This is a genomic window from Streptomyces sp. NPDC020490, from assembly GCF_044335305.1.
In the GTDB taxonomy this organism is placed as follows: domain Bacteria; phylum Actinomycetota; class Actinomycetes; order Streptomycetales; family Streptomycetaceae; genus Streptomyces.
In genome coordinates this window covers 83,584-109,401 of record NZ_JBIRUY010000036.1, presented here as the reverse complement: position 1 = coordinate 109,401, position 25,818 = coordinate 83,584, and the positions used below count along the sequence as shown (strand labels likewise).

Below are 25,818 nucleotides of genomic sequence, written 5' to 3'. Positions count from 1 at the left end.
AAGGTGTTCGTCCAGGGCGCCGTATGGAACATCGACTCCTTCGACCAGTGGGGCGTCGAGCTCGGCAAGGTGCTCGCCAAGCGCGTCGAACCCGCCCTGACCGAAGGGTCCGACGTCCCCGGCCTCGACCCCTCCACCAGCGCCCTGGTGGCCGCGTACCGCGAGCTCAAGGAAGTGAACTGAACCATGACTTCGATGCAGTTGGGCCTCATAGGCCTCGGGAAGATGGGCGGCAACATGCGCGAGCGGCTGCGCCGCGCGGGCCACACCGTCATCGGCTACGACCGCGACCCCGAGCTGTCCGACGCGGCGAGCCTGGCCGACCTCGTCGACAAGCTCGACGCCCCGCGCACGGTCTGGGTGATGGTCCCGGCCGGCTCCCCCACCCAGTCGGTGATCGACGAGCTGGGCACGCTGCTGTCCCCCGGCGACGTCGTCGTCGACGGCGGCAACTCCCGCTGGACCGACGACGAGAAGCACGCCGCCGAACTCGGCGCCAAGGGCATCGGCTTCGTCGACGCCGGCGTCTCCGGCGGCGTGTGGGGCCTGGAGAACGGCTACGCCCTGATGGTCGGCGGCGACAAGGAGCACGTCGACCGGCTGCGGCCGGTCTTCGACGCCCTCAAGCCGGAGGGCCCGTACGGGTTCGTCCACGCGGGCAAGGTCGGCGCCGGGCACTTCTCCAAGATGGTCCACAACGGCATCGAGTACGCCATGATGCAGGCGTACGCGGAGGGCTGGGAGCTGCTGGAGAAGGTCGACTCGGTGGACAACGTCCGCGAGGTGTTCCGCTCCTGGCAGGAGGGCACCGTCATCCGCTCCTGGCTGCTCGACCTCGCGGTCGACGCCCTCGACGACGACGAGCACCTCGACAAGCTCCGCGGCTACGCGCAGGACTCCGGCGAGGGCCGCTGGACGGTCGAGGCGGCGATCGACCACGCCGTGCCGCTCCCGGCGATCACCGCGTCGCTGTTCGCCCGGTTCGCCTCCCGGCAGGACGACTCCCCGCAGATGAAGATGGTCGCGGCGCTGCGCAACCAGTTCGGCGGTCACGCCGTCGAGGCGAAGGGCTGAGCGTCACGTGGGGGACCTCCTGCTGGTCCGGCACAGCGAGACGGAGTGGAGCGTGTCGGGCCGGCACACCAGCCGGACCGACCTGCCCCTCACCCCGCACGGTGAGGAGCAGGCCAAGGCGCTCGCTCCGCTGCTGTCGCACCGGACCTACGCCCTCGCCCTGACCAGTCCGCTGCACCGCGCGACCCGCACCGCGGAACTGGCGGGCCTGACGGGGACGACGGCCGACCCCGACCTGCACGAGTGGGACTACGGCGGCTACGAGGGCATCACCACCGTCGAGATCCACCGCACCCGGCCCCACTGGGACCTGTGGCTGCACGGTGTGCCGCCGGCGCCGGACGGCGCTCCGGGCGAGTCGCCGGCCGAGGTGGGCCTGCGGGCGGACCGGGTGCTGGCCCGCGTCGACGCCGCGCTGCAGAACGCCGCCGGCGACGTCGTCCTGGTCGCCCACGGCCACTTCCTGCGTGTGCTGACGGCACGCCGGCTGGGGCTGACCCCGGCGGACGGACGGCTGTTCCAGCTGGCGACGGGAACCGTCTGCCGCCTGTCGACCGAACACGGCCGCCCGGTCATCGCCGAGTGGAACACCCGCCCGTAGAAGCAGCGTTGGGACACCGGGGCCGAGGCCCCGGCGACCGGCCAGCTAGAGTCCGGGCTGATGGACACAGACGAGCTGACGCCCGCCGAGCAGCGGGTGTGGCGGGCCTACGCGACCGGCACGACGGTGGACTTCGGCGAGGGAGAGGAGGAGCAGGCCCAGGATCCGGCGCACGGCGCCGACTGGGGACCGGAACGGACCATACGGGCCCGGGTGTTGCGGGCCCTGATCCTCAACGGCCCCCAGGAGCCGGGTGAGGTGGCGGCCCTGAAGGTCGGAGGCGCGCGCATCACCGGCGAGCTGGACCTGCGCTACGCGACGATCGGCTGCGTCGTCCGTCTGAGCCACTGCCGCTTCACCCATGTCCCGGACCTGTCCGGCGCGCATCTGTCCTACCTCAATCTGCGCGACTCCGTGCTGCCGGGCCTGATGATCCCGCGGGCCCGGATCGACGGCAGCCTCCGGCTGACCGGTTGCCGGTTCGGCGGCCCAGTACACCTGGGCGGGTCGGAGATATCCGGCGCACTGTTCCTGGAGCGGGCGGAGATCACCGCGGCCGGGCCGGAACCGGTGCTGAAGCTCAGCCACCTGACCGTCAAGGACGACCTGTGCGCGCCGGGGCTGCGCGCGCACGGCGGGGTGCGGCTCGACGGCGCGGCGGTCGCCGGGTCCGTCGACCTCACCGACGCGTGGCTGCACCATCCCGGCAAGGCCGCTCTCGACGCGCAGACCCTGGCCTTGGAAGGCGACCTGCTGATGCGGCGGGTGTCGGCGTCCGGCTCGATCGAACTGCGCGGCGCCCGCGTCGCGGGCCGCCTCGACCTGACGTACGCCCGCCTGTCGTACCCCGGCGGCGCGGCCCTGCGGGCGAGCAGTTGCACCGTCGGCGAGCTGTGGCTGCGCAACGGCCCGCCCCTGGACGGACGGCTCAACCTGCGCCGCACCCAGGTCGACGTCCTCTTCCTGGAGCCGGACGTGGTGCCCCGGGAGGTCCTGCTCAGCAACCTCGTCTACACCACGCTCACGCCCCATGTGCCCGCCGAGCGCCGCCTGGTCATGCTGGAACGCGACGCGGAGGGCTATGTCCCGCATTCCTACGAGCAGTTGACCGCCGCCTACCGCCGTGTCGGCGACGACCACGCGGCCCGGCTGGTCCAGCTCGCCAAGCAGCGCCGCCTGCGCTCCACCCGCGCCTGGTACGCGCGGATATGGGGCTACGTCCAGGACGCCACCGTCGGTTACGGCTTCCGGCCGCTGCGCGCCTGCGCCTGGCTGCTGTCCCTGCTGGCGGTCGGCTCGGTGGCGTACGCCCTGCACCATCCCCGCCCGCTCAAGGCGTCGGAGGCCCCGCACTTCGACCCGGTGTTCTACACCCTCGACCTGCTGCTGCCGGTGATCTCCTTCGGCCAGGAGGGCGCTTTCGCGCCGGACGGCTGGTACCAGACGCTGTCCTACGCGCTGGTCATCACCGGCTGGATCCTGGCCACGACGGTCGCCACCGGCATCACCCGCACCGTCAGCCGCCAGTGAGCCGGTTCGGCGTGTGCTGCGCCGTGTGCTGGGCCGTGTGCTGGGCGGCCAGGCGGACGGGGGCGTTCTGGGCGCCGTAGCCACGGTAGCCGCCGTCGCGCTGGACGAGTTCGAAGAAGACGCGCCCGACCGTGCGGGTGTAGCAGTGCCGGAACTCCCCGTGCGCGTCACGGTCGTAGAGGATGCCGAGGTCCCGGTACGTCTCCAGCTCGGCGTCGGTGAGGCCGAACCGGGCGGCGAGGTCGTCGTAGTAGTCGCGGGCATGGGCAGCAGCGCGCCGCCGGCCGCGCGGAAGCGGCGGGCCGCGGCGACCACGTCGTCGGTGGCCAGGGCGATGTGCTGGGCGTGGACGGTGTCGTCGGCGGGCGCCGCGCCGACGGACAGCGCGATGCGCACCGCGCCGTCGGGGGCGGTCACCGCGCGGCTGCGCAGCAGGCCGTAGGGGTCGGCGACGTCCACGCTCTCCTGCGCGCCGAGGCCGAGGACGCTGCGGTGGAAGAGGGCGGCCTCGTCGAAGTGGTGCCAGGGCTGGACGAGGGCGAGGTGGTCGATGCCGGTCACGCCGGCGATGCCCGGCGTCGGCTCGGTGGCGTCCGGTGCGGGCGAAGCCCAGCGCGGACAGCACCGCGGCCACCGGTTCGGCGTCGGGCGTGCGGAGTTCGGCGAAGGCGACGCCCGTCGGGACCACCGGGGCGGGCAGTTCCCGGACGCCGACGGCCTCCTGGAGGACGAGCAGCGAGCGCTGCGCGTCGACGGCCGTGGGGCCGGCGTCGGCCTGCCGGAAGACGTCGTTGAAGACCTCCAGGGAGAGCGGGCCGGCGTATCCCGTGCGCAGCACGTGCCGGACCAGGCCCGCGACGTCGAAGCCGCCCTGGCCGGGGAAGCAGCGGTGGTGGCGGCTCCACTGCAGGACGTCCATGGCGGGCAGCGGGGCGTCCGCGAGCTGCAGGAAGAAGATCCTGTCGCCGGGGATGTCCTCGATGCCCTTCGTCACGCGTTCGACCAGCCCCGCTCGCACAGCACCAGCCGGTAGCCGTCGGGGTCCTCGACGGTGACGCCCCACCGGTTCCAGTACGGGTTGGGCGAGAGCACGCGCCGGCCGCCGTGCGCCTCCAGCCGGGCGATCAGATCGTCCGGCACCGGCCCGTCGACGTAGATCACCAGCAGGTCCTCCTCGGTGGGCCGGGGCTCCACCGGCCGGGCGGGGTCGCGGACGAGCTCCAGGTGCCAGCCGGCGTCGGGCCGGCCGAGCATCAGCAGCTCGTGCTCGCCGGGTTCGGTACCGCCCTCGGTCCGCCACACGACGGACAGCCCGAAACCGGCCGCCCAGAACCGCTCGGCGGCGGCCAGATCCCGGGAGGGGCGGGCGATGCGGAGATGACTGCGGCCGTCGACGGGCATCCAAGTCCCCTTCTCAGCACGGAAATCGTCGCCCCCGCACTCTAGGCACCCGGCGGCCCCCCGGACCATCGGCCGTCCGCCCTCCGTCTTCGGCCCTGGACCGGTCGCGGCCCGGGTTCCGGGCGCAGCCCCGGGCGCGGACGCGGCCCGGGTTCCGGGCGCAGCCCCGGGCGCGGACGCGGCCCCCCGCCGACGGACCGACGCGTCGCGTCGCGTCGCGTCAGAATGCTGCCGCGTCGAGGACCGGGGCCAGCTCGCGGACGACGGTCTCCAGCGCCCGTACGTCCTGTTCGGCGCGGGCGATGAGGATGGCGCCCTCCAGGGCGCTGATCATCAGCGTGGCGAGCGGTTCGGCGCGCCCGGCCGGCACCCCCATGCCGGTCAGCGCCTCGGCGACCGGCGCGGTCCAGGCGGCGAAGGCCGCGGCCGCCGCCTGCCGGGTGGACTCCGCCGACTCCGCGCACTCCACCGTCGCCGCCGCGACCGGACAGCCGCCGGCGAAGCCGGCCTGCTGGTACTCGTCGGTCCACTGACCCACCATCGCCGCGAACAGGCCGCCCGGCGTGGGCCGTTCCAGGCCGGCCAGGAAGCGGGCGACGCGGTTGGCGGCGTAGCGGCCCGCCCAGGCCACCGCCTCGTTGACGAGCTGCTCCTTGCCGCCCGGGAAGTAGTGCTGGAGCGAGCCGCGGGGCGCCTCGGCGTGCGCGGCGACATCGCGCATGCCGGTCGCGGCGACGCCCTGGCGCCGGATGAGCTGGGCCGCGCTGAAGACCATCCGGTCACGCGGACCCCGTTCGGGCACCGCCATCGCCCACCTCCCGTCCCGCCGGTCTTCCGTGACGCACGGAGCCTTTCACCTGGCCGCACTCTATGACGACCGTCATAGCAGCGGCTACTATGACCGCCGTCATAAATCTATGACCGTCGTCATGAAGTCATGAACGGCGGCCACACGGACAGGAGGCGGTGCACCGTGCACGTCGGCTTCGTCGGGCTCGGCGTCATGGGCCGGCCCATGGCACTACGGCTGGCCCATGCGGGAACGCCCCTGGTCGTGTGGAACCGCACGCCCGCCCGTGCCGAGCCGCTGCGCGCGGCCGGGGCCGAGGTGGCGACCGAGGCCGCCGAGGTGTTCGCGCGGGCGGAGGTGGTGATCCTCATGCTGGCCGACGATCTGGCGATGGACACCGTCCTGGGCCGCGGCACCCCCGGTTTCACCGCCCGCGTCGCCGGGCGCACGGTCGTTCACATGGGCACGACCTCGCCCGAGTACTCCGCGGCGCTCCAGGCCGACGTCCGCGCCGCCGGCGGGAGCTACGTCGAGGCCCCCGTCTCCGGCTCCCGGGTCCCGGCGGAGAACGGGCAACTGGTGGCGATGCTGGCCGGGGAACTGGAGGACGTGCGGACCGTACGGCCGCTGCTGGCCCCCATGTGCCGCGAGACGTTCGCCTGCGGCCCGGCGCCGAACGCCCTGCTGATGAAGCTGGCGGTCAACCTGTTCCTCATCACCCAGGTCACCGGCTTCGTCGAGGCCTTCCACTTCGCCGACCGGCAGGGCCTGGACCGGCGGTTGTTCCTGCAGGTCCTGGACGCGGGCCCGATGGCCAGCGCCGTGTCCCGGATGAAGGCGCCCAAGCTGCTGGACCGGGACTTCGCCGTGCAGGCGGCGGCGCTGGACGTGCTGAAGAACAACCACCTGATCGCCGAGGCGGCCCGCAAACAGGGCCTCGCCTCGCCCCTCCTCGACGTCTGCCACGCCCTCTTCCGGGAGACGGTCACGCTCGGGCACGGCGGCGAGGACATGGCGGCCGTGCTGCACGCCCTGGAGGCGCGCACCGCGGCAGACGTCACCGACTGACACCGGCACCGACACCGGCACCGACACCGGCACCGGCACCGGCACCGGCCGTCATCCCTGATTGTCACCCCGGGCGATCCCGTACACCCGCTCCACCCGCAGCCGCACCACCAGCCGCCGGTCGCGGACCATCGCGGCCCGGAAGTCGTCCCAGTCCGGGTGCTCGCCGAGCACGTCGCGGTAGAGCCGGATCAGCTCCTCGACCGTGTCGTCGTGCGGGTCCGCGGCGACGGGCGAGAGGTCGGCCGTTCCCTCGACGACCGTGTACGCCCACCGGTCGGCGGTGGTCACGTGGTACGACGCCCGCGGGTCCCGGCGCAGGTTGCGGGTCTTGACGCGGTCGTCCGTGACGGAGATCCGGACGATCCGCTCGTCCGGGTCGTAATGGTGGCTGACGTTCGAGAGCTGGGGCCGGCTGTCGCGCTTGAGGGTGACCAGCACCCCGCCGCGGACTTCGGAGAGCAAGCTGAGCAACGCGTCCTCGGTCATACCGGGGACAACCGGCGCTGCCGCCTGCCGCATTCCCGCCGACGCCCGCCGACGCCCGCCGACGCCCGCCGCGGGGGCCGCGCGCCCCGTCGGCATATGACCGGCAACCACGGGACCGTATCCGCGTTCCTACGGGATCATGGGGTCTGGGGCCGGCCGGGACGCCTGCCGGGTGGGGTGTGCCGGACCACGCCTCGGGAAAGTGATCGGAGGAGAGTGATGGGACAGTTGCGACAAGAGGTCGAACCGGGCGAGGCGGGGCTGGACGGGAAGGCGCTCGACCGGCTCGACCAGCACTTCGCCCACTACGTCGACGAAGGACGCCTGCCCGGTTTCCTGGTGGCCGTGGCCCGGGGCGGCCGGGTCGCCCACCTCACCGCGCACGGCCGGCGTGACATCGCGGCCGGGCTGCCCGTCGAGACCGACACGCTGTGGCGCATCTACTCCATGACCAAGCCGGTCACCGCGGTCGCCGCGCTGATCCTCACGGAAGAGGGCCGGCTCTCGCTGGACGACCCGGTAGCCCGGTACCTCCCGGCCTTCGCCGATCCCCGGGTCCACGTGAGCGGTTCGGGCGCCGACGTCCACACCCGCCCGGCCGCCGGACCGATACTGATCCGGCACCTGCTGACCCACACCGCCGGCCTGACCTTCGGCTTCTACCACGCCCACCCCGTCGACGCCCTCTACCGCGCGGCGGGCCTGGAGTCCTCGGTGGTGCCGGGCACGGATCTCGCCCGGACGGTCGACGTGTACGCGAGCCTGCCGCTGCAGTTCGATCCGGGTACGCAGTGGAACTACTCCGTCGCCAGCAACGTGCTCGGCAGGGTCATCGAGGTGGTGTCCGGTCAGCCGCTCGACGCGTTCTTCGCCGAGCGGATCTTCGGCCCGCTCGGCATGGCCGACGCCGGATTCCACGTCCCGGCGGAACAGGCGCCCAGACTCGCGGAGTTGTACGGCGACACCGGCGACGGCGGCATCGCGCCGATCCCGGGGCTGCCGCTGCGCGGACGGCCCCGCCTGCTGTCCGGCAGCGGCGGCATGGTGGCCTCCGCCCACGACTGGCACCGCTTCATGGAACTGCTGCGCCGCCGCGGCGAACTCGACGGCGTCCGCCTGCTCGCGCCCGGGACGGTGGACCTGATGACCAGGAACCACCTGCCCGACGGCGCCGACCTGCGCTCCTTCGGCAGCCGCCCCGCCCACGACGTGCCCGGCAACGACGGGGTGGGCTTCGGTCTCGGCGTCTCCGTGGTCGTCGACCCGTCCCGCACCGCGGCGCCCGTCGGCCTGGGCACGTACGGCTGGAGCGGGGTCGCCACGACGACGTTCTGGGTGGACCCCGGCCGCGACCTGACGGTGCAGTTCTACACGCAGCTGCGGCCGAAATCGTCCAACGCGTTCTTCCCCGAGCTCAAGAGGCTGGTGCACGAGGCCGTCACCGGCTGAGACCGCCCTCCCCGCTGCCGGTGCCGACGCCGAGTTCACGGCAGGCGAGGCGGAAGCGGTCCAGGCAGCGGCCCCACGGCCCGCCGACGCCGAACTCCAGCAACTGGGGCAGCAGCGCGGCCGAGAAGTCGGCGCTGGACTCGCTCGGCAGCAGGGACGGCAGGTTGTCGATGGCGATGAGGTCGAGCGGCGGCTCCTCGCGCAGCCGGCGCGCGGGATCGTCCCAGTCGGTCGTGCGGTCGTAGACCGGCAGCACGTTCAGCGGCGAGCCGACGTCGCAGGTGACGTCGCAGAGGGTGCGCAGCCGGCGCGCGGGATCGTCGAGGTCCTGCTCGCGCAGGAAGGGCGGGACGGGGCTGGTGGCGAGCACCGCGTTGACCATCACGTCGTGCCCCAGCAGGGCCCGGCGGTCGAGGTCGCGGGTCTCGGCGAGGTCCCAGCACGTCGGCTCGACGCCGGCCGTCTGGAAGGCGACGCGTGCGCCGCGGCCGCTGCGGCCGAGGGCGCCGATCACCAGGGCGGTGAACTCCTTGTCCCCGGCGGCGGGCCGGAGCGTGGCGTCCAGTTCGTCCTTCGCCGTGGGCGTGAGGGGCGCGGCCAGCCGGCCGCGCTGCTGCAGGACGGCGAGCGCGGCGCCCAGGTAGCCGGCCCAGAAGCCGAAGGCGGCGAGGCGGCGGCCGGTGTCGTCGACCAGGTACTCGAGGTCGTAGAGCGCGCCGCCGCCCGCGGCGAACCGGCGCAGCAGGTCCGCGGCCCCGGGCTGCCGCTTGTAGGCGTGCCCGAAGAAGATGTGCCGGTGCGTCAGCTCGCCCGGCCCGTCGGGAAGTTCCTTCAGCCCCAGCACGACCGCGTCCCTCGGGGCCGACACCCAGGAGCCCGCGGGTGCGACGTCGCAGCCGGCCGCCTCGTACTCCTCGACCGGGAAGATCCGCTGCGGGGACTCCTCGACGGTCACGCGCACGCCGCTGTCGACCAGCCGCCGGGCGTCGGACGGCACGACGGGCGTGCGCCGCTCGGTGCTGCGGACCTCGTGGCGCAGCCACAGGTGGAGCTCTGTCATACCGGGTGGGCCTCCGGGCGCGGGGCGCCGGCCGCGACACGGCCGGCGCTCGAGGGGCTGACGTCCACGAAGGGTACGCGGCCCGGAGCGGAGCCGCGGACCACCCCGCCGGTCGCCGGGCCCCTACCGGAGGTGCGCCACCGCGTCCAGGTGCGGCAGGTGGTGGTCCAGCCGCTCCCGCTTCGTGCGCAGGTAGGTGATGTTGCTCTCGCACGGCGGGATCAGCAACGGCACCGTCTCGGTCACCTGGATGCCGTGCCGCGTCAACGCCTCCCGCTTGCGCGGGTTGTTGGACATCAGCCGTACGGAGTTCACGCCGAGGTCGTGCAGGATCCCGGCGGCGACGCCGTAGTCGCGCGCGTCCACCGGCAGCCCGAGCGCCAGGTTGGCCTCGACGGTGTCCAGGCCCTCCGCCTGCAGCGCCATCGCCCGCAGCTTGGCCAGCAGCCCAATGCCGCGCCCCTCGTGGCCTCTCAAGTAGACGACCACACCGCTGCCTTCGGCGGCGACGGCGCGCAGCGCGGACGCCAGCTGGTCACCGCACTCGCAGTGCTGCGAACCGAACGCGTCACCGGTGAGGCACTCGGAGTGCAGGCGCGTGAGGACGTTCTCGGTGCCGATCTCCCCGTGCACGAGCGCCACTTGCTCGTCACCGCGGTCATGGTCCAGGTAGCCGACCGCGCGGAATTCCCCGTACACCGTGGGCAAGGGGGCATTCACGATCCGCTCCACGCCCGTGCGCTGCGCCGGCTTCTTGCCGAGTACCCCGATTTTTTCTGTCATGATCTGATTCCTAAACAGAGACGAAAGGCCGTGAGGGAATGGATGGTTCGGGCGCGCGTACGGCGGCGTACGGTCTGGTGCCGACGGACACTACGGAGGAGGTACGGACCAGAGGCGCTGGCGTCTCAACGCAGGTGGCCGTCCTTCCGGTCGGCAGCTTCGAACAGCACGGTCCGTTCCTTCCGCTGGCGACGGACACGCTCGTCGCCTGTGCCGTGGCCCGGGAGATCGCCGCGGCGTACCCGGTGCACCTCCTTCCTCCGGTGACGATCTCCTGCTCGCACGAGCACGCGGGCTGGCCGGGGACCGTCAGCATCTCCTCCGTGACCCTGCACGCGGTGGTGCGGGACATCGCCGACTCGCTGCGCCGCTCCGGCGTGGACGCCCTGGTGGTGGTCAACGGGCACGGCGGCAACTACGTACTGGGCAACGTCGTCCAGGAGTCCTCCGCCCGCGGCGAGCGGATGGCGCTCTTCCCTGCCGTGGAGGACTGGGAGACGGCCCTGCTGCGCGCTGGGGTGGTCACCTCGCCGCTCACCGACATGCACGCGGGGGAAATCGAGACCTCCATTCTTCTGCACGCTCACCCCGAAATGGTCCGACCCGGTTACGGGAGTGCCGACTTCGTCGCGGACGACCGGCGTCATCTGCTCACCCTCGGTATGTCCGGCTATACCGATTCGGGCGTCATCGGACGCCCTTCGCTGGGTTCCGCGGAAAAGGGCAGGGAGTTGCTGGCGAGCCTGGTGGATTCCTTCGGCGCGTATTTCTCACTGCTCACCTCGCGGGACGGGTCCGCATAGTCTTCCCCGTCGGCCGCCGCCGGGGAAGCCGCGCGCAGACGCAGCCCCTCGTACCAGCGGACGACGAGGACGACGGCACCCGGCAGGCTCGCGACGAAGCTCAGCACCCCGTAGACGACGGCGACCGCCAGGCCACTGCTCGCGCTGAGGCCGGCGGCCCCGAACGCCCAGGCGGTGACGCCCTCGCGGGGGCCGAAGCCGCCGACGTTCAGGGGCAGGCCCATGGCGAGCAGCGCGAGCACCGCGAGCGGCAGCAGGACCGCGACGGACGCCCCGGCCCCGGCGACCCGCGCGGACAGCACGAACATCGCGACATGACCGGCCAGGACGAGGACGGACGAGACGACGACGCCCGGCCCGTTGCGGCGTGACAGCAGCGCCTCGCGCGCCTCCCGCGCCTCGGCGAGGGTGGCGCGCAGGACGCGTCCCCGGCGGGAGGACGTCCCGTTCATCCGCAGTGCCACGACGACGGCGAGCGCGCCCGCGGCGGCGAGCGCGGCGAGCGGCGCGAAGTGGCGGGCCTCGCCCAGCACCGGGGACGGCATGGTAAGCAGCACGACCGCGCCGGCGACGGCCAGCGCCGCCTGTCCGGCGGCACGTTCCATTACGACGGTCCGCACGCCGCGGCCGAGGTCTCCCTCGCTCCGCCCGTGCCGCACGGCCCGGTGCACGTCGCCGAGGACGCCGCCGGGCAGGGCCGCGTTCAGGAACAGGGCGCGGTAGTAGTCGGCGACGGCTGCCCCGAACGGCAGCCGGATCCGCAGTCCCCGGGCCACCAGCGCCCAGCGCCAGGCGCTCAGCACGGTGGTGGCCACGCCGATCCCGAGCGCCGCGAGCAGCGTCGTCGCGTCGATCCGCCGCAGCCCGTCCAGGAACACGCCGGTGCCCAGCCGCCACATGAGCGCGGCGAGGATGGCGACCCCGGCGACGGTCCCGAAGTGCGTCCGCACGGCCCGCGACCCCAGCACGGCCCGCCACCGGGCCACGCGGGGACGGGCCACCGCGTCGGCGGGGGGCTCGGCGGGGCCCGCGGACTCGGCGAGGGCGGGGGCAGCGTCGGCCGGGAGCCCGGCGAGGCCGGGGGCACTCTCGGCCGGGTTCTCGGCGAGACCGAGGGCAGCCTCGGCCCGGAACCCGGCCAGGCCGGGGGCACCTTCGGCCGGGAACTCGGCAAGGGCCTGGCCACTCCAGGCCCGGAACTCGGCAAGGGCCTGGCCACTCCCGGCCCGGAACTCGGCGAGGCCCTGGCCGCCCCCGCCCCCGCCCCCGCCCCCGAACTCGGCGAGGCCCGTGGCGGCCTCGGCCTGGCATCCGGCGAGGCCCGGGGCGGCTTCAGCGGGCGAGGGCCCGGCGGTCCGCTGGACGGCCGGGTCCTCGCCCGCCCCGGCCCCGCCGGGTGCGGCCCCCCGCTCCGTCACCGTCTCCATGCTCATGCTCACGCTCACGCCCGCGCACCGCCCGCCGTCGGCCGGGACAGGGCCAGCAGGTCGCTGTGGTGGACGACGACGTGCAGTTCGCCGGCCTCGCAGGCGGCCAGCCGCTCGCGCAGATACCGTTCTGCACGCGACTTCAGCTCGGGACGCTGTTCGACGGCCGCGCCGACCCAGCCGCGCAGCCACTGGACCGTCAGCGCGGCCTCGCCGGGGCCGAGCCGCCACGGGCTCGGGTGGATGCGTACCGTCGCCCCGCGCTCGGAGAACGCCTCGGCCGCCGCCGTGACCGCGTCGGGTCCCAGCAGCCCGCCCCGGCGCTGGTGGGCGTTGAACGCCTCGGTGATCTCCTGGTCCAGCGGATCGGACGGGGTGAGTTCGACGCGTCCGGCGACGGACAGGGTGAGCAGCGCCGTGCAGCCCGCCCCGGTGCAGGCGGCGGCCAGCGTCTCGACCTCCTCGCGGTTGAGCACGTCCAGCAGCGCGGAGGCCGTCACCAGCGACGCGCCGGCGAGGGCGTCCGGGGTGAGCCGGGCGACGTCGCCGCGCCGCGCCTCGACGGTGACGCGGCTGCCGTCGGCCGCGGAGCGCGGTCCGGTGACGGCCGCGAAGTGCAGCAGGTAGGGATCGCGGTCGTGCAGGATCCAGTGCTGGGCGCCGTCCAGGTGGGGGGCGAGCCAGCGGCCCATCGAGCCGGTGCCGCACCCGACGTCGTGGACGATCAGCCCGGACCGCCCCGGCAGGTTGGCGAGCCGGATGCGCAGCGGATCGAGCAGGTCGTGGGCGCGGGCGGCCGCGTCGACGGGCTCGCGCAGCTGGAGCCACTCGGGGGCGTAGCGCGGCGGCTCGTCCTGCGGCCCGTCCTCCCGCAGGCGTACGGTGGCCCGTTCGCCGGGCCGGAGGATGGGTCCGGTGGGTCCGGTGGGCCCGGCGCCGGGGATCACGGAGCCGTCGTCGCCGGTGACGACGGAATCGCCGTTGTGGATCACGGCGCCGTCGCCCGGAACGACGGAATCCCCGCCCGGGATCACGGCGCCCTCGTCGGAGATCACGGCACCCTCCGTCCCGTCGGCGTCCGTGGAACGGGCCGCCGCCCGCGCGCCCTCGGCGCCCCTCGGCCCCGGCTGGGCCGGGATCGTCCCGCTCACCCGCGCCGTCCTGTTCATGCCGCCCTCCTGGGTTCGTTCGGCAGCTTGCCCAGCACTCCGGCGAGGCTGCGGGCCGTGGTCGCCCAGCCGTCCAGCGCCGCCCGCCGGCTCCGGGCGGCGGCCTTCAGCCGGCGGCGTACGTCGGCCTCGCCGAACCAGCCGCGCAGTTCGGCGGCGAGGGCGGCCGGGTCCTCCGGCGGGACGAGGATGCCGGGCACCCCGCCGTCGGGGGCGCGGCCGACCGCCTCGGGCAGGCCGCCGACGTCGGTCGCGAGCACCGGGATGCCGCGGGCGAGGGCCTCGGTCACCGCCATGCCGTACGTCTCCGCGTAGGAGGTGAGGACCATCAGGTCGGCGGCGGCGTAGCTGGCGTCGAGTGCGGCGCCGGACCGCGGTCCCGCGAGGTGGATGCGGTCCTCGAGGCCGTGCTTGCGGATCAGCGCCCGCAGTCGGGCGACGTACTCCGGGTCCTGGCCGAGTCCGCCGACGCACACGCAGCTCCACGGCAGGTCGGCCGCCGCGGCCAGCGCCTCCACCAGCCGGTGCTGGCCCTTGCGGGGCGTCACCGCGGCGACGCACAGCAACTGGGAGACGCCGTCGGTGCCGGAGGCGAGCGGCGCGATGTCGGCGCCGGGGGCGGCGACGTGCACCCGCTCGGGGGCGAGGCCGTGGTGGGAGACGAGGCGGCGGACCGCCCAGTCGCTGGTGGCGACGACTGCGGGCACCGCCCGCAGGACCGCGCGTTCCCGGGCGTCCAGTTCGGCGGCCGCCGCCGGTTCCAGGCCCGTCTCGTCGCCGAGCGGAAGGTGCACCAGGACGGCGAGCCGCAGCCGTTCCGTCTCGGGGACGACGACCTCGGGGACGCCGCAGGCGACCAGGCCGTCCAGCAGGACGACCGTGCCGTCCGGCAACGCGCGCAGCACGCGGGCGAGTTCGGCGCGGGCGGCGGCGTCCGGCCGGGGCCAGCCGCCGCTCACGGCGTGCTTGTGCACCTGCCAGCCGAAGCCGGGCAGGTCCAGGCTGACGCGCCGGTCGTAGGCGTTGCCGCCGCTCGGCGCGGCCGGGTCGTCGACGCCGCCCGGCATGACGAAGTGCACGGAGCGCAGGGACATGGGGATGATCTCGGCGTTCTTGACGGCGGAGTGCTGCACGGGGACGTAGTCGAGCCGCGCCCGGTCCACGTGGTGAACGGCCCTGTCCGAGTGGCGCATGGTCGTGTCGGTCACAGCGCACGCTCGTAACTCGCCCAGGCGACGTGCGACTCGTGCAGGGTGACGGCGATCTCCGCGATGCCCTTGGCGCCCTCCCCGAGGGCGCCCTTGTGGATGCGCTCGGCGAGCCGGTCGGCGATGACCTTGGCCAGGAACTCCGTGGAGGTGTTGACTCCGGCGAAGTCGGGCTCGTCGTCGAGGTTGCGGTAGTTCAGCTCGCTGACGACCGCACCGAGTTCCTGGGTGGCCAGCCCGATGTCGACGACGATGTTGTCGTCGTCCAGCTGCTCGCGCCGGAAGGTGGCGTCCACGAGGAACGTCGCTCCGTGCAGGCGCTGCGCCGGTCCGAAGACCTCGCCACGGAAGCTGTGGGCGATCATGATGTGATCGCGGACGGTGACACTGAACAACGGACGACCCTCCAGGTGCGGCGCGTCGGGTCCCCAGGCTGATTGCCGCCCGGGGGTACCGAGTACTACGGCTCTCGACTTCCCCGCGTTCAGCCGCCTCTCACCCTTTTCTCAGGTCAGGCGCCCGTGCCGCGCCGAAACCACCGGATCGAACGAACGGGACGGTCAGACGACGTGAGCGTCGTAGCGCACGCGGTGGCACAGCGCCGGGATCTGCCCGGAGGCCAGGCCCGGCATCACGTCGGGCAGTTCCTCGAAGTGGCTCTCCCCGGTGACGAGGGCGTCCAGGGCCGGGTCGGCGAGCAGGTCGAGGGCGAGGGCGAGCCGGTCGCCGTAGGAACGGTTCGCGCGGGCCGGGGAGACGGTGCCGACCTGGCTGGAGCGGATGGTCAGGCGCCGGGAGTGGAAGGCCTCGCCGAGCGGGAGGCTCACCCGCCGGTCGCCGTACCAGCTCAGTTCGACGACGGTGCCCTCGGCGGCGAGGAGTTCCAGGCAGCGGGCGAGGCCCTGCTCGGTGGCGCTGGCGTGCACGACGAGGTCGCAGTCGCCGAGGGCGTCCCCGGGCAGCGCGAAGCCGACGCCGAGGGCGTCGGCGGTCTCGGCGCGGGCCGGGTCGGCGTCGACCAGCTGAACGCGGACGCCCGGGAAGCGGGCGAGCAGGGCGGCGACCGAGCAGCCGACCATGCCGCCGCCCACGACGGCGATCCGGTCGCCGACCAGGGGCGCGGCGTCCCACAGCGCGTTGACGGCGGTCTCGACGGTGCCGGCGAGCACGGCCCGCCCGGCCGGCACGGTGTCCGGTACGACCGTGACGGCGCCGGCCGGGACGACGTACCGCGTCTGGTGCGGATAGAGGCAGAAGACGGTACGGCCGGTGAGCTCGGCGGGCCCCTGCTCCACGACGCCGACGCTGAGGTAGCCGTACTTCACGGGGGCGGGGAAGTCGCCCTCCTGGAACGGCGCGCGCATGGCCGCGTGCTGGCTCTCGGGGACGCCGCCGCGGAAGACGAGCGTCTCCGTGCCGCGGCTCACCCCGGAGTAGAGCGCGCGCACCAGCACCTCGCCCTCGCCGGGCTCCGGCAGCTCCACCTCCCGGATCTCGCCTTCACCCGGACGGCTGAGCCAGAAGGCGTGTGCGCTGCGTCCCATCGAGCGTCCTCCTGAACGATCGGCAAGTTGTTCACGTACCGAGGTGTGCACAGGCCGCGCACAGTACGCGGCGTTGATCGACTCTGTCATATGGCCGGAGGACGTGCGGTGGCCCTGAACAACACTTACGACGCGAGGCCGGTCCAGCAGGAGACCGCTGTGGGAGCGGGCGTGCAGATCCTGTTGCTGGCCCTGCTCGGCACGGCGATCGGCATGGGGCCGGCGGGCTGGCTGACCGGCCTCGCCTTCGCCGTCGCCACCTGGGCGGTGCTCTCCCGGGCGCTGCACCGGACCCGCCCGGCCTCCTTCGGCCCGGCCAACCGGGTCACCCTCGGCCGTTCCATCCTGGTGGGCGGTGTGACGGCGCTGGTCGCGGACTCCTTCGAGAGCTCCCCGCCGGTGACGGTCTTCGTCGGCCTGACGGCCGTCGCGCTGATCCTCGACGGCGTCGACGGCAAGGTCGCCCGCGCCACCGGCACCTCGACCCCGCTCGGCGCCCGCTTCGACATGGAGGTCGACGCGTTCCTGATCCTGGTGCTCAGCGTGTACGTCTCCATGTCCCTGGGCCCCTGGGTCCTGCTGATCGGCTCCATGCGCTACGTCTTCGTCGCCGCGGCCCGCGTCTGGCCGTGGCTCAACGCCCCGCTGCCCCCGAGCACGGCCCGCAAGACGGTCGCCGCGGTCCAGGGCGTGTTCCTCCTCCTCGCCGCGTCGGGCCTGCTGCCGTTCCTCGCCTCCTTCGGCGTCGTGGCGACGGCGCTGGCCCTGCTGGTGTGGTCCTTCGGCCGGGACGTGGCGTGGCTGTGGCGGACGTCGCGGACGGTGTCCCCGGAGGGCCCCGCGGTGCACCGCGCGGAACTCGAGCTGGCGTCACGCTGAGGCACGGGGCTCGTCACAGACTTGCGAGGAGCCCGTCCAGCGGGGCCGGCACCCGTCCGGGGTCGATTGCCTCCACGAGCAGGCGGCCGTAACGGATCTTGCGCCCCTTCTTCGTGCCGAGGAAGCGCCGCAACTGCTGCTGCCGGGGCCGTCCCTGCTGAGCGGGCTGGTGCAGGAAGGTCTGCCAGGCGCGGAGGTCACCATCGGCCCGGACGACCTCCTCGACCCCGGCCGCGCCCAGCGCGCGGATGAGCTCGTCCTCCAGATCCGTCACGCACACGAAGAAGCCCCGGCACGGCGCCCCGGCGCGCCGCAGGCCGCGGTCGTAGCAGGGCTGCTCGCGCTCGTCGCACAGTCCCGCGAGGCGCAGGCCGAGACCGGGCGGCCCGAGAAGGCCGGCGTAGCGGCCGACGTTCATCGCCCCGCCCATCGGCACGACGCCCACTCCCTCGGCGGCCAGGTCACGGCCGCGGCGGGCGGCCAGCGCCTCGACCGCCGCGAGGTCGCTCAGCCCTTCCAGCAGCACCGCCGTCCGCAGCCCCAGCCGCACGGCCAGATCAAGCGCCGGCCCGCCGGGACCACCGGCCGCCCAGCCGTGGACAGCGTCCCGGAACGCCCGCATCTCCGCCATGCCGGGAGTCTGCCCTGCCGCCGACGGCGGGGCACGGAATCCTACGACGGCTCGACGGCTCGACTCCACGTGATCGGCCTCCTCGCGCATCGGGATTTGACAGCGCTGCTCGACACCCCCTACAACCTAGCGACATGACATTCATTTTCAAAAAGACGGAGCGGTAGTGCGGATCGCGTTCGTCGGCAAGGGCGGCAGTGGCAAGACCACCCTGTCGGCCCTCTTCACACGGCACTTGGCCCGATCCGGCGCACCCGTGCTCGCCGTCGACGGCGACATCAACCAGCACCTCGCCGAGGCGCTGGGCCACGACGGACCACTGGACGCGCCGCCCCTGGGCGCCCATCTGACCGAGATCAAGGACCTGTTACGCGGCACGAACCCCCGCGTCCCGTCCGCCGAGTCGATGATCAAGACCACCCCGCCCGGACGCGGCTCCCGTCTCCTGCGCCCGCTCGGCGACGACGAGTTGCACGCGCGGCACGTGCGGCGCGCGGGCGGCGTACCGCTGATGGTGACGGGCGAGTTCGACGAGAGCGACCTGGGAGTGGCCTGCTACCACTCCAAGCTCGGCGCGGTGGAGCTCTACCTCGGCCACCTGGCCGACGGCCCCGGCGAGTACGTCGTCGTCGACATGACGGCCGGCGCGGACGCCTTCGCGTCGGGCCTGTTCACCCGCTTCGACCTCACGTTCCTGGTGGCCGAACCGACCCGCAAGGGCGTCTCGGTCTACCGCCAGTACCGGGACCACGCACGGGAGTTCGGGATCCGGATCGCCGTCGTCGGCAACAAGGTGACCGGCGAGGACGACCTCCTCTTCCTCAAGGAGCGGGTCGGCGACGACCTGCTGACGTACCTGGTCCATTCCCCCTGGGTACGCGCGGCCGAACAGGGCCGCGGTGAGAGCGGCCCGGACCCGCTGAAGGCCCTGGACGCCCTGGAACCGCACAACCGCCACGCCCTGGACGTCCTGCGGGAGACCGTCGACTCCCACGTCCGGGACTGGCCGGCCCTCCACCGCCACGCCGTCGACTTCCACCTGCGCAACGCCCGCGCATGGGCGGACAAGGCGACCGGCCTGGACCTGGCACGCCAGGTGGACCCGGACTTCGTCCCGGGCCCCGCAGCACTCGCCTGACCGCACCACCGCAGGACACCACCGCACCGACGACCAGACAGGACACCCTTCCCATGTCTCTCGACGTCTCCCCGAAGCTCCTCGCCGAAGCCGAGCAGGGCGACATCCGCGAGGAGGACTTCGTGGACACCGTCCGCACGTCCCTCCCGTACGCCTACGACCTCATCGCCTCCCTCGCCACCGAACTCAAGGACGGCGCGGCCGAGTTCACCGACAACCAGACCCCGCCCCCGGCCGAACGGGAGCGCGGCCAGCTCCTGCGCGCCCTCGCCAGCGACGCGATCCGGGGCGCCCTGGAACGCCACTTCGGCGTGACCCTCGCCTTCCAGAACTGCCACCGCGTGGCGGCGTTCCGCCCGGAGGCGCGGGACGGAGAGACGTACACCCGCTTCACCTCGGTACGGTCCCAGGTCCTTAACCAGTCGCCGGAGTTCAGGGACTGCTGAGCCCCGGAGCCGCGGGGGCCGCGAGCGAATCCGGTTCGCGGCCCCCGTGGCCGACGGGCTTACGGGACGATCAGCCCGTCACATACCGGAGAAAGTCGACCCACGTGGAGGAGGCGACCGCGAAGCGCGGCCCCGCCGCCTTCTCCTTGGAGTCACGCACGTGCACGGCTCCCGGGGCGTGCGCAACCTCTACGCAGTCGTCACCCTGAGACCCGCTGTAGCTGCTCTTGAACCAATCCAGCTCGCTGTCGGTGTTCATAGCGCTCCTCGCATCCGCTGCACCACGTCCTTCTTCGCTTCGGTCGGCAGGTGGTCGAAGAGATCCACGGCCACCTGCTCGACGTAATTGGTGGGATTCGCGTCGAGATCGCGCCAGAAGGCGAAGTGATACAGCTTGCCCACGTCCATCGGCACGGTCGCCTTGTGGACAACGTTCCGAAAGTCGAGAAAAGCGTCCGGGGGCATCGCCCTCTCGACCGTTTTCAGATTGCCCATGATCGATCAACCTTCGAGCTGACGAGCGCCGTGAAGCGAAGAATCCTGGAATGACCCTCCAGTATCGACCATCATGACGAGCCACCTCTCCCGGGAACATGAGTAATCGCGACGCCAAACAGGTCCCGGGGCGTCGCCCCTTACCGCGACGCCAGTCGTCGAGGGGCACCGGCGGCGCCTCCGGGTGGCTCTTACGCCCTGAGCATCAACTCCGCGTTGACGGCATCGACCTGCTCGTACAGGCTTCCCCCCCGTCACGATGTCCTCTCCCATGCCCCGGCGCCGCGGGTCTACGTCGATCACGGTGACGAGCACGTTGCCCAGGCCGATCACCACCCACCAGTACCGCTCGTCGGCCCGCACCCGCCAGGTCGCCTTCACCCACTTACCGGTGTCCGTGCGGACCTCCGCCGATATCAGCTCCCAGCTCTCCGGATCGAAGCGGGTCAAGGCGTCCAGCGGTGCGCCCCGTTGCGACAGCCGTTCGGTGACGTGCACTCCGTGGGCCTTCAGTTGCAGTGGTTCGCTCAGGATGTGCCGGATCCGGGTGAAGAGAGAGTCGGGACCTGACTCGACGTGAAAGCGGGCAGTGTCGAAGCGGGGTGGCACGGTGAGCTCCTCGGGGAGAGGTTGTGAATCATGTCGACGGGCCGTGACGGGCGACGCCCGGCAGTCCGGCCGCCTGCAGCATTCTTCCCGGCATGGGAGACGGAGGATTCGTCGCTCGCCCTCACCGCGTGCACCCCGCGCACCCCGTGCATCCCGTGCATCCCGTGCATCCCGTGCATCCCGCGCGTCGGCTACTCGATGCCCGTCGCGTCGAGCAGGCGGACCAGGTCCTTGCGCCCGTACCCGAGCAGGCGGGCCCGGTGGGCGCACATCAGCATCAGATGGGCTACGGTCTCCGCCGCGCAGCCGTTCTTCGTGCCTGCGTCGTACCACTCCTCGGGTTTCTCGACTCCCAGGCTGTTCATCACCAGCCCGTGCTCGCGGCGGACCTCCGCCACCGTGCCGGCGATCGCGTCGAGCAGCGTCTTCCCCGGCCGCTCGCACCGCAGGGTGAAGCCGTAGCCGTCCCCGCCGTCCGGTACGCAGCCCTCCGGTGGACGCGCCCGCAGGTCTGCGTACCGCTCGTCCCCGCCGCCTCCCGACAGCAACTCGTCGTGCACCAGCGTGAACCGATGGAAGCCGGGCGGAACCGGGGGCGGTGGAGGTGTGTACTCCCACCCGGCGTCCTCGTACAACTGTCGCTTCACCTCCTCTTCTTCGGCGTGTGTCACCGTGAAGCCATTGGCGTCGTTCCGCCCGGTCGTCGTGCCGTCGGGGTTGCGGTGGAAATGCAGGCCCATGTGTACTCCCTCGGTCGTGGTGGGTAGGGGCGAGAGGCCCCGTCGTCGGATCAAACGGACGGCGGCACCGGCCCGTGCCCGGTCCTCGAAGCATCACCCGATCGCGTGACGGCACGGGCTCGGTGGACCGGGCTCGATGGACCGGCGTTCAACCAGAAGCGGTTGTCGGCGGCAGGGGCTATCCTCGCAAAGCGCTTGTGACACATGTGTCTTCAGACCACGGGGGGTGTCCATGCACGGCGGTGATCGCGATTTACTCCAGGACTGTCCGGGTGGTCACCCGGGCATGTCGACCGAGGCCGGTATCGATGTGCAGCGGCAGCTGGAGTCGCTGATCCAGGACTTCCGGACCAGCGACTCCCCGATGCCGGTCATCGTGCTGCACGCCGAGGACCCCGCCGACGACAACCGCGTCACCGCACTGCTCGAGGAGCTGCGCGAAGGGCAGCAGCGCCACGGGACACGCCTGGCCGTCGCGCCGACCGAGCCGCAGTCGGGGGACGCCGGCCCCACGGCGAGAGCCACGCGGCTCCTGTGGGACCTCGGGGACTCCAAGAAGTGGGGCGATCGGTCCGCCACCTACCGGCCCTACAACTTCCCCCGCCTCAACCTCGTCCGCGCCCTCCAGGAGGCCACCGACGATCCGGAGATGCGCGAGCACTGGCCGACCGCATCCGACGGCACACCGGACGGCAGCGCGCAGCGGGAGCTGGCCCAGACCCAGCTGCTGCGCATCCTGGCCCGGCAGCGCTGGCGGCCCCGCAGACCCGCGCGCCGGAACCGGCAGATGCTGATCACCGACGTGCAGCAGTTCCTCCCCATGGGCATCCTGGGCGCCTTCACCGCGCTGCTCACCCGCCCCGAGTGGTACGTCGCCGCCCTGGCCGGCATCGGCCTGATGATCCTGCTCGCCGTCCTGAACCACGTCCCGGGGCGCGCTCCGCTCTTCCTGTGGCTGCGCAGGGAGAGCCGGTGGTTCCTGACCACGACGTTCCTCCAGTCCGCCGCCCGCCGTCAGTCGACCAGCGTGCGGCTGCTGCGGCCCGTCAGCTCCTGGCGGGCGATAGCGGCCCGCGCGTACGACGTGTCCGAGGCGATGCGGGAGGGCGGCCCGTTCCCGCTCCAGCTCTATGTGCTGGCACTGTTCGAGGACTTGCGGGACAGTCACCGGCGCCGCAGCTGGGATCTGCGGGGATTCAAGCGGACGCGTCCGCCGGTGCTGTTCCTGCGCCGCATAAGCCAGGAGAACGGCGGCGTCGAACTGATCAAGGCGGTCAGCGACGTCCGCAGCCGGCGCAGTGAGCTGGACCCGCTGCTGATCGTGGCGGGCGTGGCGGCGGACGACGCGGCGCTGCTGGACCGCGGCACGGACGGCGAACCGCAGGCCAACCGGCCGGAGCCGCCGTCCCGGCCCGGGCGTCTGCAGCAGCGGCTGCGGCACTGGTACGACGAATGGGCCGGGAACCTCCGGGCCGACCAGTCGCCGAGCCGGACCAACGCCCTGCCCTGGGTGCTCAGAGTGCCGCTGCCCCGTGCGGAGTTGGTGGAGCTGCGGCAGTCGGACTGGGCATGCGTCCGGGCCAGGCACCGGCCACCGCTCGTCCGCGTGGTGTGGTCGACGTACAGCCTGCTCCTCGTCCTCGTCCTCGCCGTCGGCGCGGGTGTGGTGCACGCCCGCGACCTGCACCACACGTACTGCTCGGCGGGGATGCTGAGCGCCAACCGCGACACCGTACGGCGGCCCGCGTCCGGCGGCGGCACGGAGTGCGTCGGCATAGCCACCGGAGACGTCCGGTTCGGCACGTACCTCCAGGGCGGATCCGGCGGGCAGGGCAAGCGGCTGCGCGAGCTGGAGGACCTGGTGCGCGCCGAGAACGCGGACGTGCTGCGCCGTCATCCCGGCAAGTACGTCACCGTGGTGTACGCGGGACCCCTGAGTTCCTCGGCCGCGGACTCCTCGCTGGTCAAGGGCGCCGAGGAACTGACCGGCGTGTACCTCGCCCAGCGCGTGGTCAACGAGAACTACACGGTCAAGCTCCGGGTGCTGCTCGCCAACGGGGGCGTGGACATGGATCAGCAGCGCGTGACGGCGGACGAGATCGCCGAGTACGCCGAACACGACCCGACCGTCGTGGGTGTCGTGGGCTTCGGGCGTGACCTGCAGAGCAGCCCCTATGTCACACGCCGCCTGCACGCGGTGGGGCTGCCGATCGTCTCCGGCACCAACTCGGCGACCTACCTGCCGAAGCAGTTCTCCAACTGGTTCAGCCTCGCGGCGCCCGACGAGGACCAGGCGAAGGCGCTCGGTCTCATCGTCCGGCAGCTGCGCGCCCGGACCAAGAACCCGTACGCGCTGGTCCTGGCCCGCAACACCCAGCAGTCGCAGGACCGCTACACCAGCGAACAGGCCCACTACGGCAGGCAGATGCTGCACCGGGAGGGTTTCCGGCTGCTGGGCGGGCAGCGGTACGACGTGGCCAACGGCAACCCCGAGCTGCGGCTGCACGCGGAGAGCATCTGCCGGGGCCGGAACGTCCCGTCGGTGATCTACTTCGCCGGCCGGGTCGAGGACATCGGACCGCTGATGACCCAGCTCAGCACCGTACCGGGCTGTGCGAGCCGGGAGATCTCCATCCTCACCGGCGACGACCTGAGCAAGGCCAGGTTCTCCGGCACGGGCGGCCGTGACGGTGTGGCCCCGCGGATCACCCTGTACCACGCGGCCCTCGCCGAGCTGAAGGAGGCCTCGTCCACGACCGCGTTCTACGAGGAGGCCGTCCAGTACCTGCCGTGGCTGAAAGGCAAGCAGGCCACGTACGACAGCCCCGACTTCGCCAGCGGCCAGACGGCCCTCGCCCACGACGCCACGCGCGCGCTGTACTGGGCGGCCAGCCTCGACGACGTGCCCCAGAGCCGCGCGGCGACCTGGGTCAACCTCAGAGGCGTGAAGCTCGACGGGATGGCGACCGGGACGATCGACTTCACCCACGCGCCGCTGTACGGCGAACGGCACGGCCACAGCATCGTGCTCAAGCGGGTCACCAGAACCCCGCAGGGCCTCTCGGAGGCCGAGGTCCTGTGCAGCAGAACGGCCGGCAGCACCGAGCCGCTCAGCGCGCAGGAATGCTCGATAGACCCGGGACGCGGTCGTCATTGACGAGACGCGACCTCATCGACAAGGGTTCCCTGCGCGACTGGTCGGCCCGCACGCGGGCCCGCCCACGGACGCCCCGCTGCCGGCCGCCGTGCGGCCGCCGTCCGACGGTTCCGAGTCGGTCGGCCGCCGGACCGTCCGGTCTGCCTACTGAGCCGTGCCGCCACCGGCAGCGTGGCTCACCCGAACGTCGGCGTGGGGCTCCCGCCGACGGCCGCGGGGCTCGTCGCCGGCAGGGAGCGGTTGATCTCCGCCATGATCGTGCGCGCCGAGGGGTGGAGGAAGAAGTGTCCGCCGGGCAGCATCCGCAGCCGGGACCCACTGGACGACTGGCGGCGCCAGTCATGCAGCCGGGCCGGGGCGACCAGGGCGTCGTCGGTCCCGCCGAACACCGTCAGGGGCACCGGCAGCGGAGGTCCGTCCAGGTACTCGTAGCTCTCCAGCACGGAGAAGTCGGCGCGCAGGACGGGCAGCACGAGCTCCATCAACTCGGGGTCGTCCAGCACCTCCTGAGGGGTGCCGCCGAGGTTCCGTAACCGCTCCAGCACCTGTGCTTCCGGCGCGTCGTGAATGCGCGGCCGCTCGGGGGGCGCGTCGGGCGCGGAGCGGCCGGACACGAAGAGGTGGGCGGGCAGCGGCAGGCCCCGCCGCAGCAGGGTCCGGGTCAGTTCGAAGGCGAGCAGGGCGCCCATACTGTGCCCGAAGATCGCGAACGGCCGGTCGAGGAACGGTCCGACCGCGCCCGCCAACCCGTCCACCAGCGGCCGGAGTCTGCTGATCGGGGGCTCGCCGAGGCGGCTGCCCCGGCCGGGCAGCTCCAGCGGGCAGACCTGGATGTGCTCGGGCGCGATCGCGTGCCACTCACGGTACGCCGCGGCACCACCGCCGGCATACGGGAGGCAGAACAGGCGGTAGGCGGCATGCTCTTGAGGCACCCAGCGGCCGAACCACGGGTTGTTCACGTCGGTTCTCCTTCACGGCGGTCGCACGGACGGTGCGGTCAGTCGGCCCCGGCAGGGGCGTCCAGCAGCTTCAGGGCACGGGAGGGACAACGCCCTACGGCACCCCGGACGGCCTCGGCCTGCTCGGCCGGCGGGTCGGACCGCAGCACGACCACCGTGCCGTCCCGGTCGGACTGGTCGAACAGGTCGGGTGCCGTCAGGGCACACATGCCCGAACCGACGCACACCTCGGGGTCGGCCTCGATGCGCATGCTCGTCCTCGTTCCCGTTCGTCAAGAGGTGGTGACCGGGCGACCGCGGTCAAGACGGCGGTTCCGGCCGTTGGCGTGGGGAAAATACGTGGGGGGGTGCGGATCCGGAGGAATGCA

26 protein-coding genes and 4 pseudogenes are annotated in these 25,818 nt (G+C 72.8%); 11 read left to right on the top strand and 19 right to left on the bottom strand.

Features of this window, described 5'->3' with window-relative positions; all coding sequences use genetic code 11:
* From ACH4ZX_RS31315 to ACH4ZX_RS31300, 4 genes and pseudogenes are all read left to right on the top strand, one after another.
* Window positions 1-183: pseudogene (locus tag ACH4ZX_RS31315) on the top strand (glucose-6-phosphate isomerase); the annotation flags it as partial.
* 12 nt (window positions 184-195) lie between these two features.
* The gene (gnd, locus tag ACH4ZX_RS31310) at window positions 196-1,074 is read left to right on the top strand and encodes a phosphogluconate dehydrogenase (NAD(+)-dependent, decarboxylating) (protein WP_398280124.1); all 879 of its coding nucleotides are present in this window, start codon (window positions 196-198) and stop codon (window positions 1,072-1,074) included.
* 7 nt (window positions 1,075-1,081) lie between these two features.
* A complete protein-coding gene (locus ACH4ZX_RS31305) occupies window positions 1,082-1,675 on the top strand; it encodes a histidine phosphatase family protein (RefSeq protein WP_398280106.1) in 594 nt (197 codons plus the stop codon).
* 60 nt (window positions 1,676-1,735) lie between these two features.
* Entirely contained in the window at window positions 1,736-3,205 is a 1,470-nt protein-coding gene (locus ACH4ZX_RS31300) for a membrane-associated oxidoreductase (protein WP_398280103.1), read from the top strand.
* Here the strand turns inward: ACH4ZX_RS31300 and ACH4ZX_RS31295 are convergent.
* From ACH4ZX_RS31295 to ACH4ZX_RS31285, 3 genes and pseudogenes are all read right to left on the bottom strand, one after another.
* Window positions 3,192-4,193, bottom strand: a pseudogene (locus ACH4ZX_RS31295) (VOC family protein); the annotation flags it as partial. The gene ACH4ZX_RS31300 and the pseudogene ACH4ZX_RS31295 sit on opposite strands and share 14 nt — an antisense overlap.
* A gap of 2 nt (window positions 4,194-4,195) precedes the next feature.
* Window positions 4,196-4,606, bottom strand: a complete 411-nt coding sequence (locus ACH4ZX_RS31290) for a VOC family protein (protein WP_398280100.1) — start codon at window positions 4,604-4,606, stop codon at window positions 4,196-4,198.
* A 220-nt stretch (window positions 4,607-4,826) separates the two neighbouring features.
* The gene (locus tag ACH4ZX_RS31285; protein WP_398280097.1) at window positions 4,827-5,414 is read right to left on the bottom strand and encodes a TetR/AcrR family transcriptional regulator; all 588 of its coding nucleotides are present in this window, start codon (window positions 5,412-5,414) and stop codon (window positions 4,827-4,829) included.
* Window positions 5,415-5,579: 165 nt separating this feature from the next.
* Between ACH4ZX_RS31285 and ACH4ZX_RS31280 the strand changes: the two genes are divergently transcribed.
* Window positions 5,580-6,464 (top strand): NAD(P)-dependent oxidoreductase, encoded by an 885-nt coding sequence (locus ACH4ZX_RS31280; RefSeq protein WP_398280094.1) that lies wholly within the window; start codon window positions 5,580-5,582, stop codon window positions 6,462-6,464.
* A gap of 51 nt (window positions 6,465-6,515) precedes the next feature.
* Here the strand turns inward: ACH4ZX_RS31280 and ACH4ZX_RS31275 are convergent, their stop codons facing one another.
* On the bottom strand, window positions 6,516-6,953 hold the full coding sequence (locus ACH4ZX_RS31275; protein ID WP_398280091.1) for a TIGR03618 family F420-dependent PPOX class oxidoreductase: 438 nt from the start codon (window positions 6,951-6,953) through the stop codon (window positions 6,516-6,518).
* A 219-nt stretch (window positions 6,954-7,172) separates the two neighbouring features.
* On the opposite strand from ACH4ZX_RS31275, the gene ACH4ZX_RS31270 reads away from it, so the two are divergent.
* A complete protein-coding gene (locus ACH4ZX_RS31270) occupies window positions 7,173-8,402 on the top strand; it encodes a serine hydrolase domain-containing protein (protein ID WP_398280088.1) in 1,230 nt (409 codons plus the stop codon).
* On the opposite strand, the gene ACH4ZX_RS31265 is transcribed toward ACH4ZX_RS31270, so the two are convergent.
* The 3 genes and pseudogenes from ACH4ZX_RS31265 to ribA form a co-directional block, all read right to left on the bottom strand.
* On the bottom strand, window positions 8,392-9,462 hold the full coding sequence (locus ACH4ZX_RS31265; protein WP_398280085.1) for a saccharopine dehydrogenase: 1,071 nt from the start codon (window positions 9,460-9,462) through the stop codon (window positions 8,392-8,394). The genes ACH4ZX_RS31270 and ACH4ZX_RS31265 overlap by 11 nt on opposite strands.
* Window positions 9,459-9,587, bottom strand: a pseudogene (locus tag ACH4ZX_RS31260) (sarcosine oxidase subunit beta); the annotation flags it as partial. The pseudogene ACH4ZX_RS31260 and the gene ACH4ZX_RS31265, both read right to left, overlap by 4 nt.
* Window positions 9,586-10,245: a GTP cyclohydrolase II gene (gene ribA, locus ACH4ZX_RS31255; protein ID WP_324787935.1), complete on the bottom strand. Its 660-nt coding sequence runs from the start codon at window positions 10,243-10,245 to the stop codon at window positions 9,586-9,588. The pseudogene ACH4ZX_RS31260 and the gene ribA, both read right to left, overlap by 2 nt.
* A gap of 38 nt (window positions 10,246-10,283) precedes the next feature.
* On the opposite strand from ribA, the gene ACH4ZX_RS31250 reads away from it, so the two are divergent.
* Window positions 10,284-11,048: a creatininase family protein gene (locus tag ACH4ZX_RS31250; protein WP_398280082.1), complete on the top strand. Its 765-nt coding sequence runs from the start codon at window positions 10,284-10,286 to the stop codon at window positions 11,046-11,048.
* 137 nt (window positions 11,049-11,185) lie between these two features.
* On the opposite strand, the pseudogene ACH4ZX_RS31245 reads toward ACH4ZX_RS31250, so the two are convergent.
* From ACH4ZX_RS31245 to ACH4ZX_RS31225, 5 genes and pseudogenes are all read right to left on the bottom strand, one after another.
* Window positions 11,186-11,947 (bottom strand): annotated as a pseudogene (locus tag ACH4ZX_RS31245) (lysylphosphatidylglycerol synthase domain-containing protein); the annotation flags it as partial.
* Window positions 11,948-12,489: 542 nt separating this feature from the next.
* A complete protein-coding gene (locus tag ACH4ZX_RS31240) occupies window positions 12,490-13,644 on the bottom strand; it encodes a class I SAM-dependent methyltransferase (RefSeq protein WP_398280079.1) in 1,155 nt (384 codons plus the stop codon).
* The gene (locus tag ACH4ZX_RS31235) at window positions 13,641-14,837 is read right to left on the bottom strand and encodes a glycosyltransferase family 4 protein (RefSeq protein ID WP_398280121.1); all 1,197 of its coding nucleotides are present in this window, start codon (window positions 14,835-14,837) and stop codon (window positions 13,641-13,643) included. Before ACH4ZX_RS31235 ends, ACH4ZX_RS31240 begins: the two co-directional genes overlap by 4 nt.
* A gap of 11 nt (window positions 14,838-14,848) precedes the next feature.
* Window positions 14,849-15,247: a 6-pyruvoyl trahydropterin synthase family protein gene (locus tag ACH4ZX_RS31230; protein ID WP_398280076.1), complete on the bottom strand. Its 399-nt coding sequence runs from the start codon at window positions 15,245-15,247 to the stop codon at window positions 14,849-14,851.
* 165 nt (window positions 15,248-15,412) lie between these two features.
* Window positions 15,413-16,396 (bottom strand): dehydrogenase, encoded by a 984-nt coding sequence (locus ACH4ZX_RS31225; RefSeq protein ID WP_398280073.1) that lies wholly within the window; start codon window positions 16,394-16,396, stop codon window positions 15,413-15,415.
* 108 nt (window positions 16,397-16,504) lie between these two features.
* On the opposite strand from ACH4ZX_RS31225, the gene ACH4ZX_RS31220 reads away from it, so the two are divergent.
* Entirely contained in the window at window positions 16,505-17,275 is a 771-nt protein-coding gene (locus ACH4ZX_RS31220) for a CDP-alcohol phosphatidyltransferase family protein (RefSeq protein WP_398280118.1), read from the top strand.
* A 13-nt stretch (window positions 17,276-17,288) separates the two neighbouring features.
* Here ACH4ZX_RS31220 and ACH4ZX_RS31215 read toward each other — a convergent pair whose 3' ends face one another.
* Entirely contained in the window at window positions 17,289-17,906 is a 618-nt protein-coding gene (locus tag ACH4ZX_RS31215; protein ID WP_398280070.1) for a TOPRIM nucleotidyl transferase/hydrolase domain-containing protein, read from the bottom strand.
* Between the two features lie 166 nt (window positions 17,907-18,072).
* On the opposite strand from ACH4ZX_RS31215, the gene ACH4ZX_RS31210 reads away from it, so the two are divergent.
* Entirely contained in the window at window positions 18,073-19,044 is a 972-nt protein-coding gene (locus tag ACH4ZX_RS31210; protein WP_398280068.1) for an ATP-binding protein, read from the top strand.
* Window positions 19,045-19,097: 53 nt separating this feature from the next.
* Complete coding sequence (locus ACH4ZX_RS31205) at window positions 19,098-19,490, top strand: SCO5389 family protein (RefSeq protein WP_398280065.1); 393 nt, start codon at window positions 19,098-19,100, stop codon at window positions 19,488-19,490.
* Window positions 19,491-19,560: 70 nt separating this feature from the next.
* On the opposite strand, the gene ACH4ZX_RS31200 is transcribed toward ACH4ZX_RS31205, so the two are convergent.
* The 4 genes from ACH4ZX_RS31200 to ACH4ZX_RS31185 all read right to left on the bottom strand — a co-directional run bounded on the left by ACH4ZX_RS31200 (window position 19,561) and on the right by ACH4ZX_RS31185 (window position 21,334).
* Window positions 19,561-19,749 carry a DUF397 domain-containing protein gene (locus tag ACH4ZX_RS31200; RefSeq protein WP_398280062.1) on the bottom strand — a complete coding sequence of 63 codons (189 nt, stop codon included), beginning with the start codon at window positions 19,747-19,749 and terminating at the stop codon, window positions 19,561-19,563.
* Complete coding sequence (locus ACH4ZX_RS31195) at window positions 19,746-19,985, bottom strand: hypothetical protein (protein WP_398280059.1); 240 nt, start codon at window positions 19,983-19,985, stop codon at window positions 19,746-19,748. Before ACH4ZX_RS31195 ends, ACH4ZX_RS31200 begins: the two co-directional genes overlap by 4 nt.
* 6 nt (window positions 19,986-19,991) lie before the next feature.
* The gene (locus ACH4ZX_RS31190) at window positions 19,992-20,594 is read right to left on the bottom strand and encodes a hypothetical protein (protein WP_398280056.1); all 603 of its coding nucleotides are present in this window, start codon (window positions 20,592-20,594) and stop codon (window positions 19,992-19,994) included.
* A gap of 191 nt (window positions 20,595-20,785) precedes the next feature.
* On the bottom strand, window positions 20,786-21,334 hold the full coding sequence (locus tag ACH4ZX_RS31185) for a hypothetical protein (protein WP_398280053.1): 549 nt from the start codon (window positions 21,332-21,334) through the stop codon (window positions 20,786-20,788).
* Between the two features lie 286 nt (window positions 21,335-21,620).
* On the opposite strand from ACH4ZX_RS31185, the gene ACH4ZX_RS31180 reads away from it, so the two are divergent.
* Window positions 21,621-24,491 carry an ABC transporter substrate-binding protein gene (locus ACH4ZX_RS31180; protein WP_398280050.1) on the top strand — a complete coding sequence of 957 codons (2,871 nt, stop codon included), beginning with the start codon at window positions 21,621-21,623 and terminating at the stop codon, window positions 24,489-24,491.
* 176 nt (window positions 24,492-24,667) lie between these two features.
* Here the strand turns inward: ACH4ZX_RS31180 and ACH4ZX_RS31175 are convergent, their stop codons facing one another.
* Both ACH4ZX_RS31175 and ACH4ZX_RS31170 read right to left on the bottom strand, forming a co-directional pair.
* Entirely contained in the window at window positions 24,668-25,450 is a 783-nt protein-coding gene (locus tag ACH4ZX_RS31175) for a thioesterase II family protein (protein ID WP_398280047.1), read from the bottom strand.
* A 38-nt stretch (window positions 25,451-25,488) separates the two neighbouring features.
* A complete protein-coding gene (locus tag ACH4ZX_RS31170; RefSeq protein ID WP_398280044.1) occupies window positions 25,489-25,701 on the bottom strand; it encodes a ferredoxin in 213 nt (70 codons plus the stop codon).
* Between the last annotated feature and the right edge of the window lie 117 nt (window positions 25,702-25,818).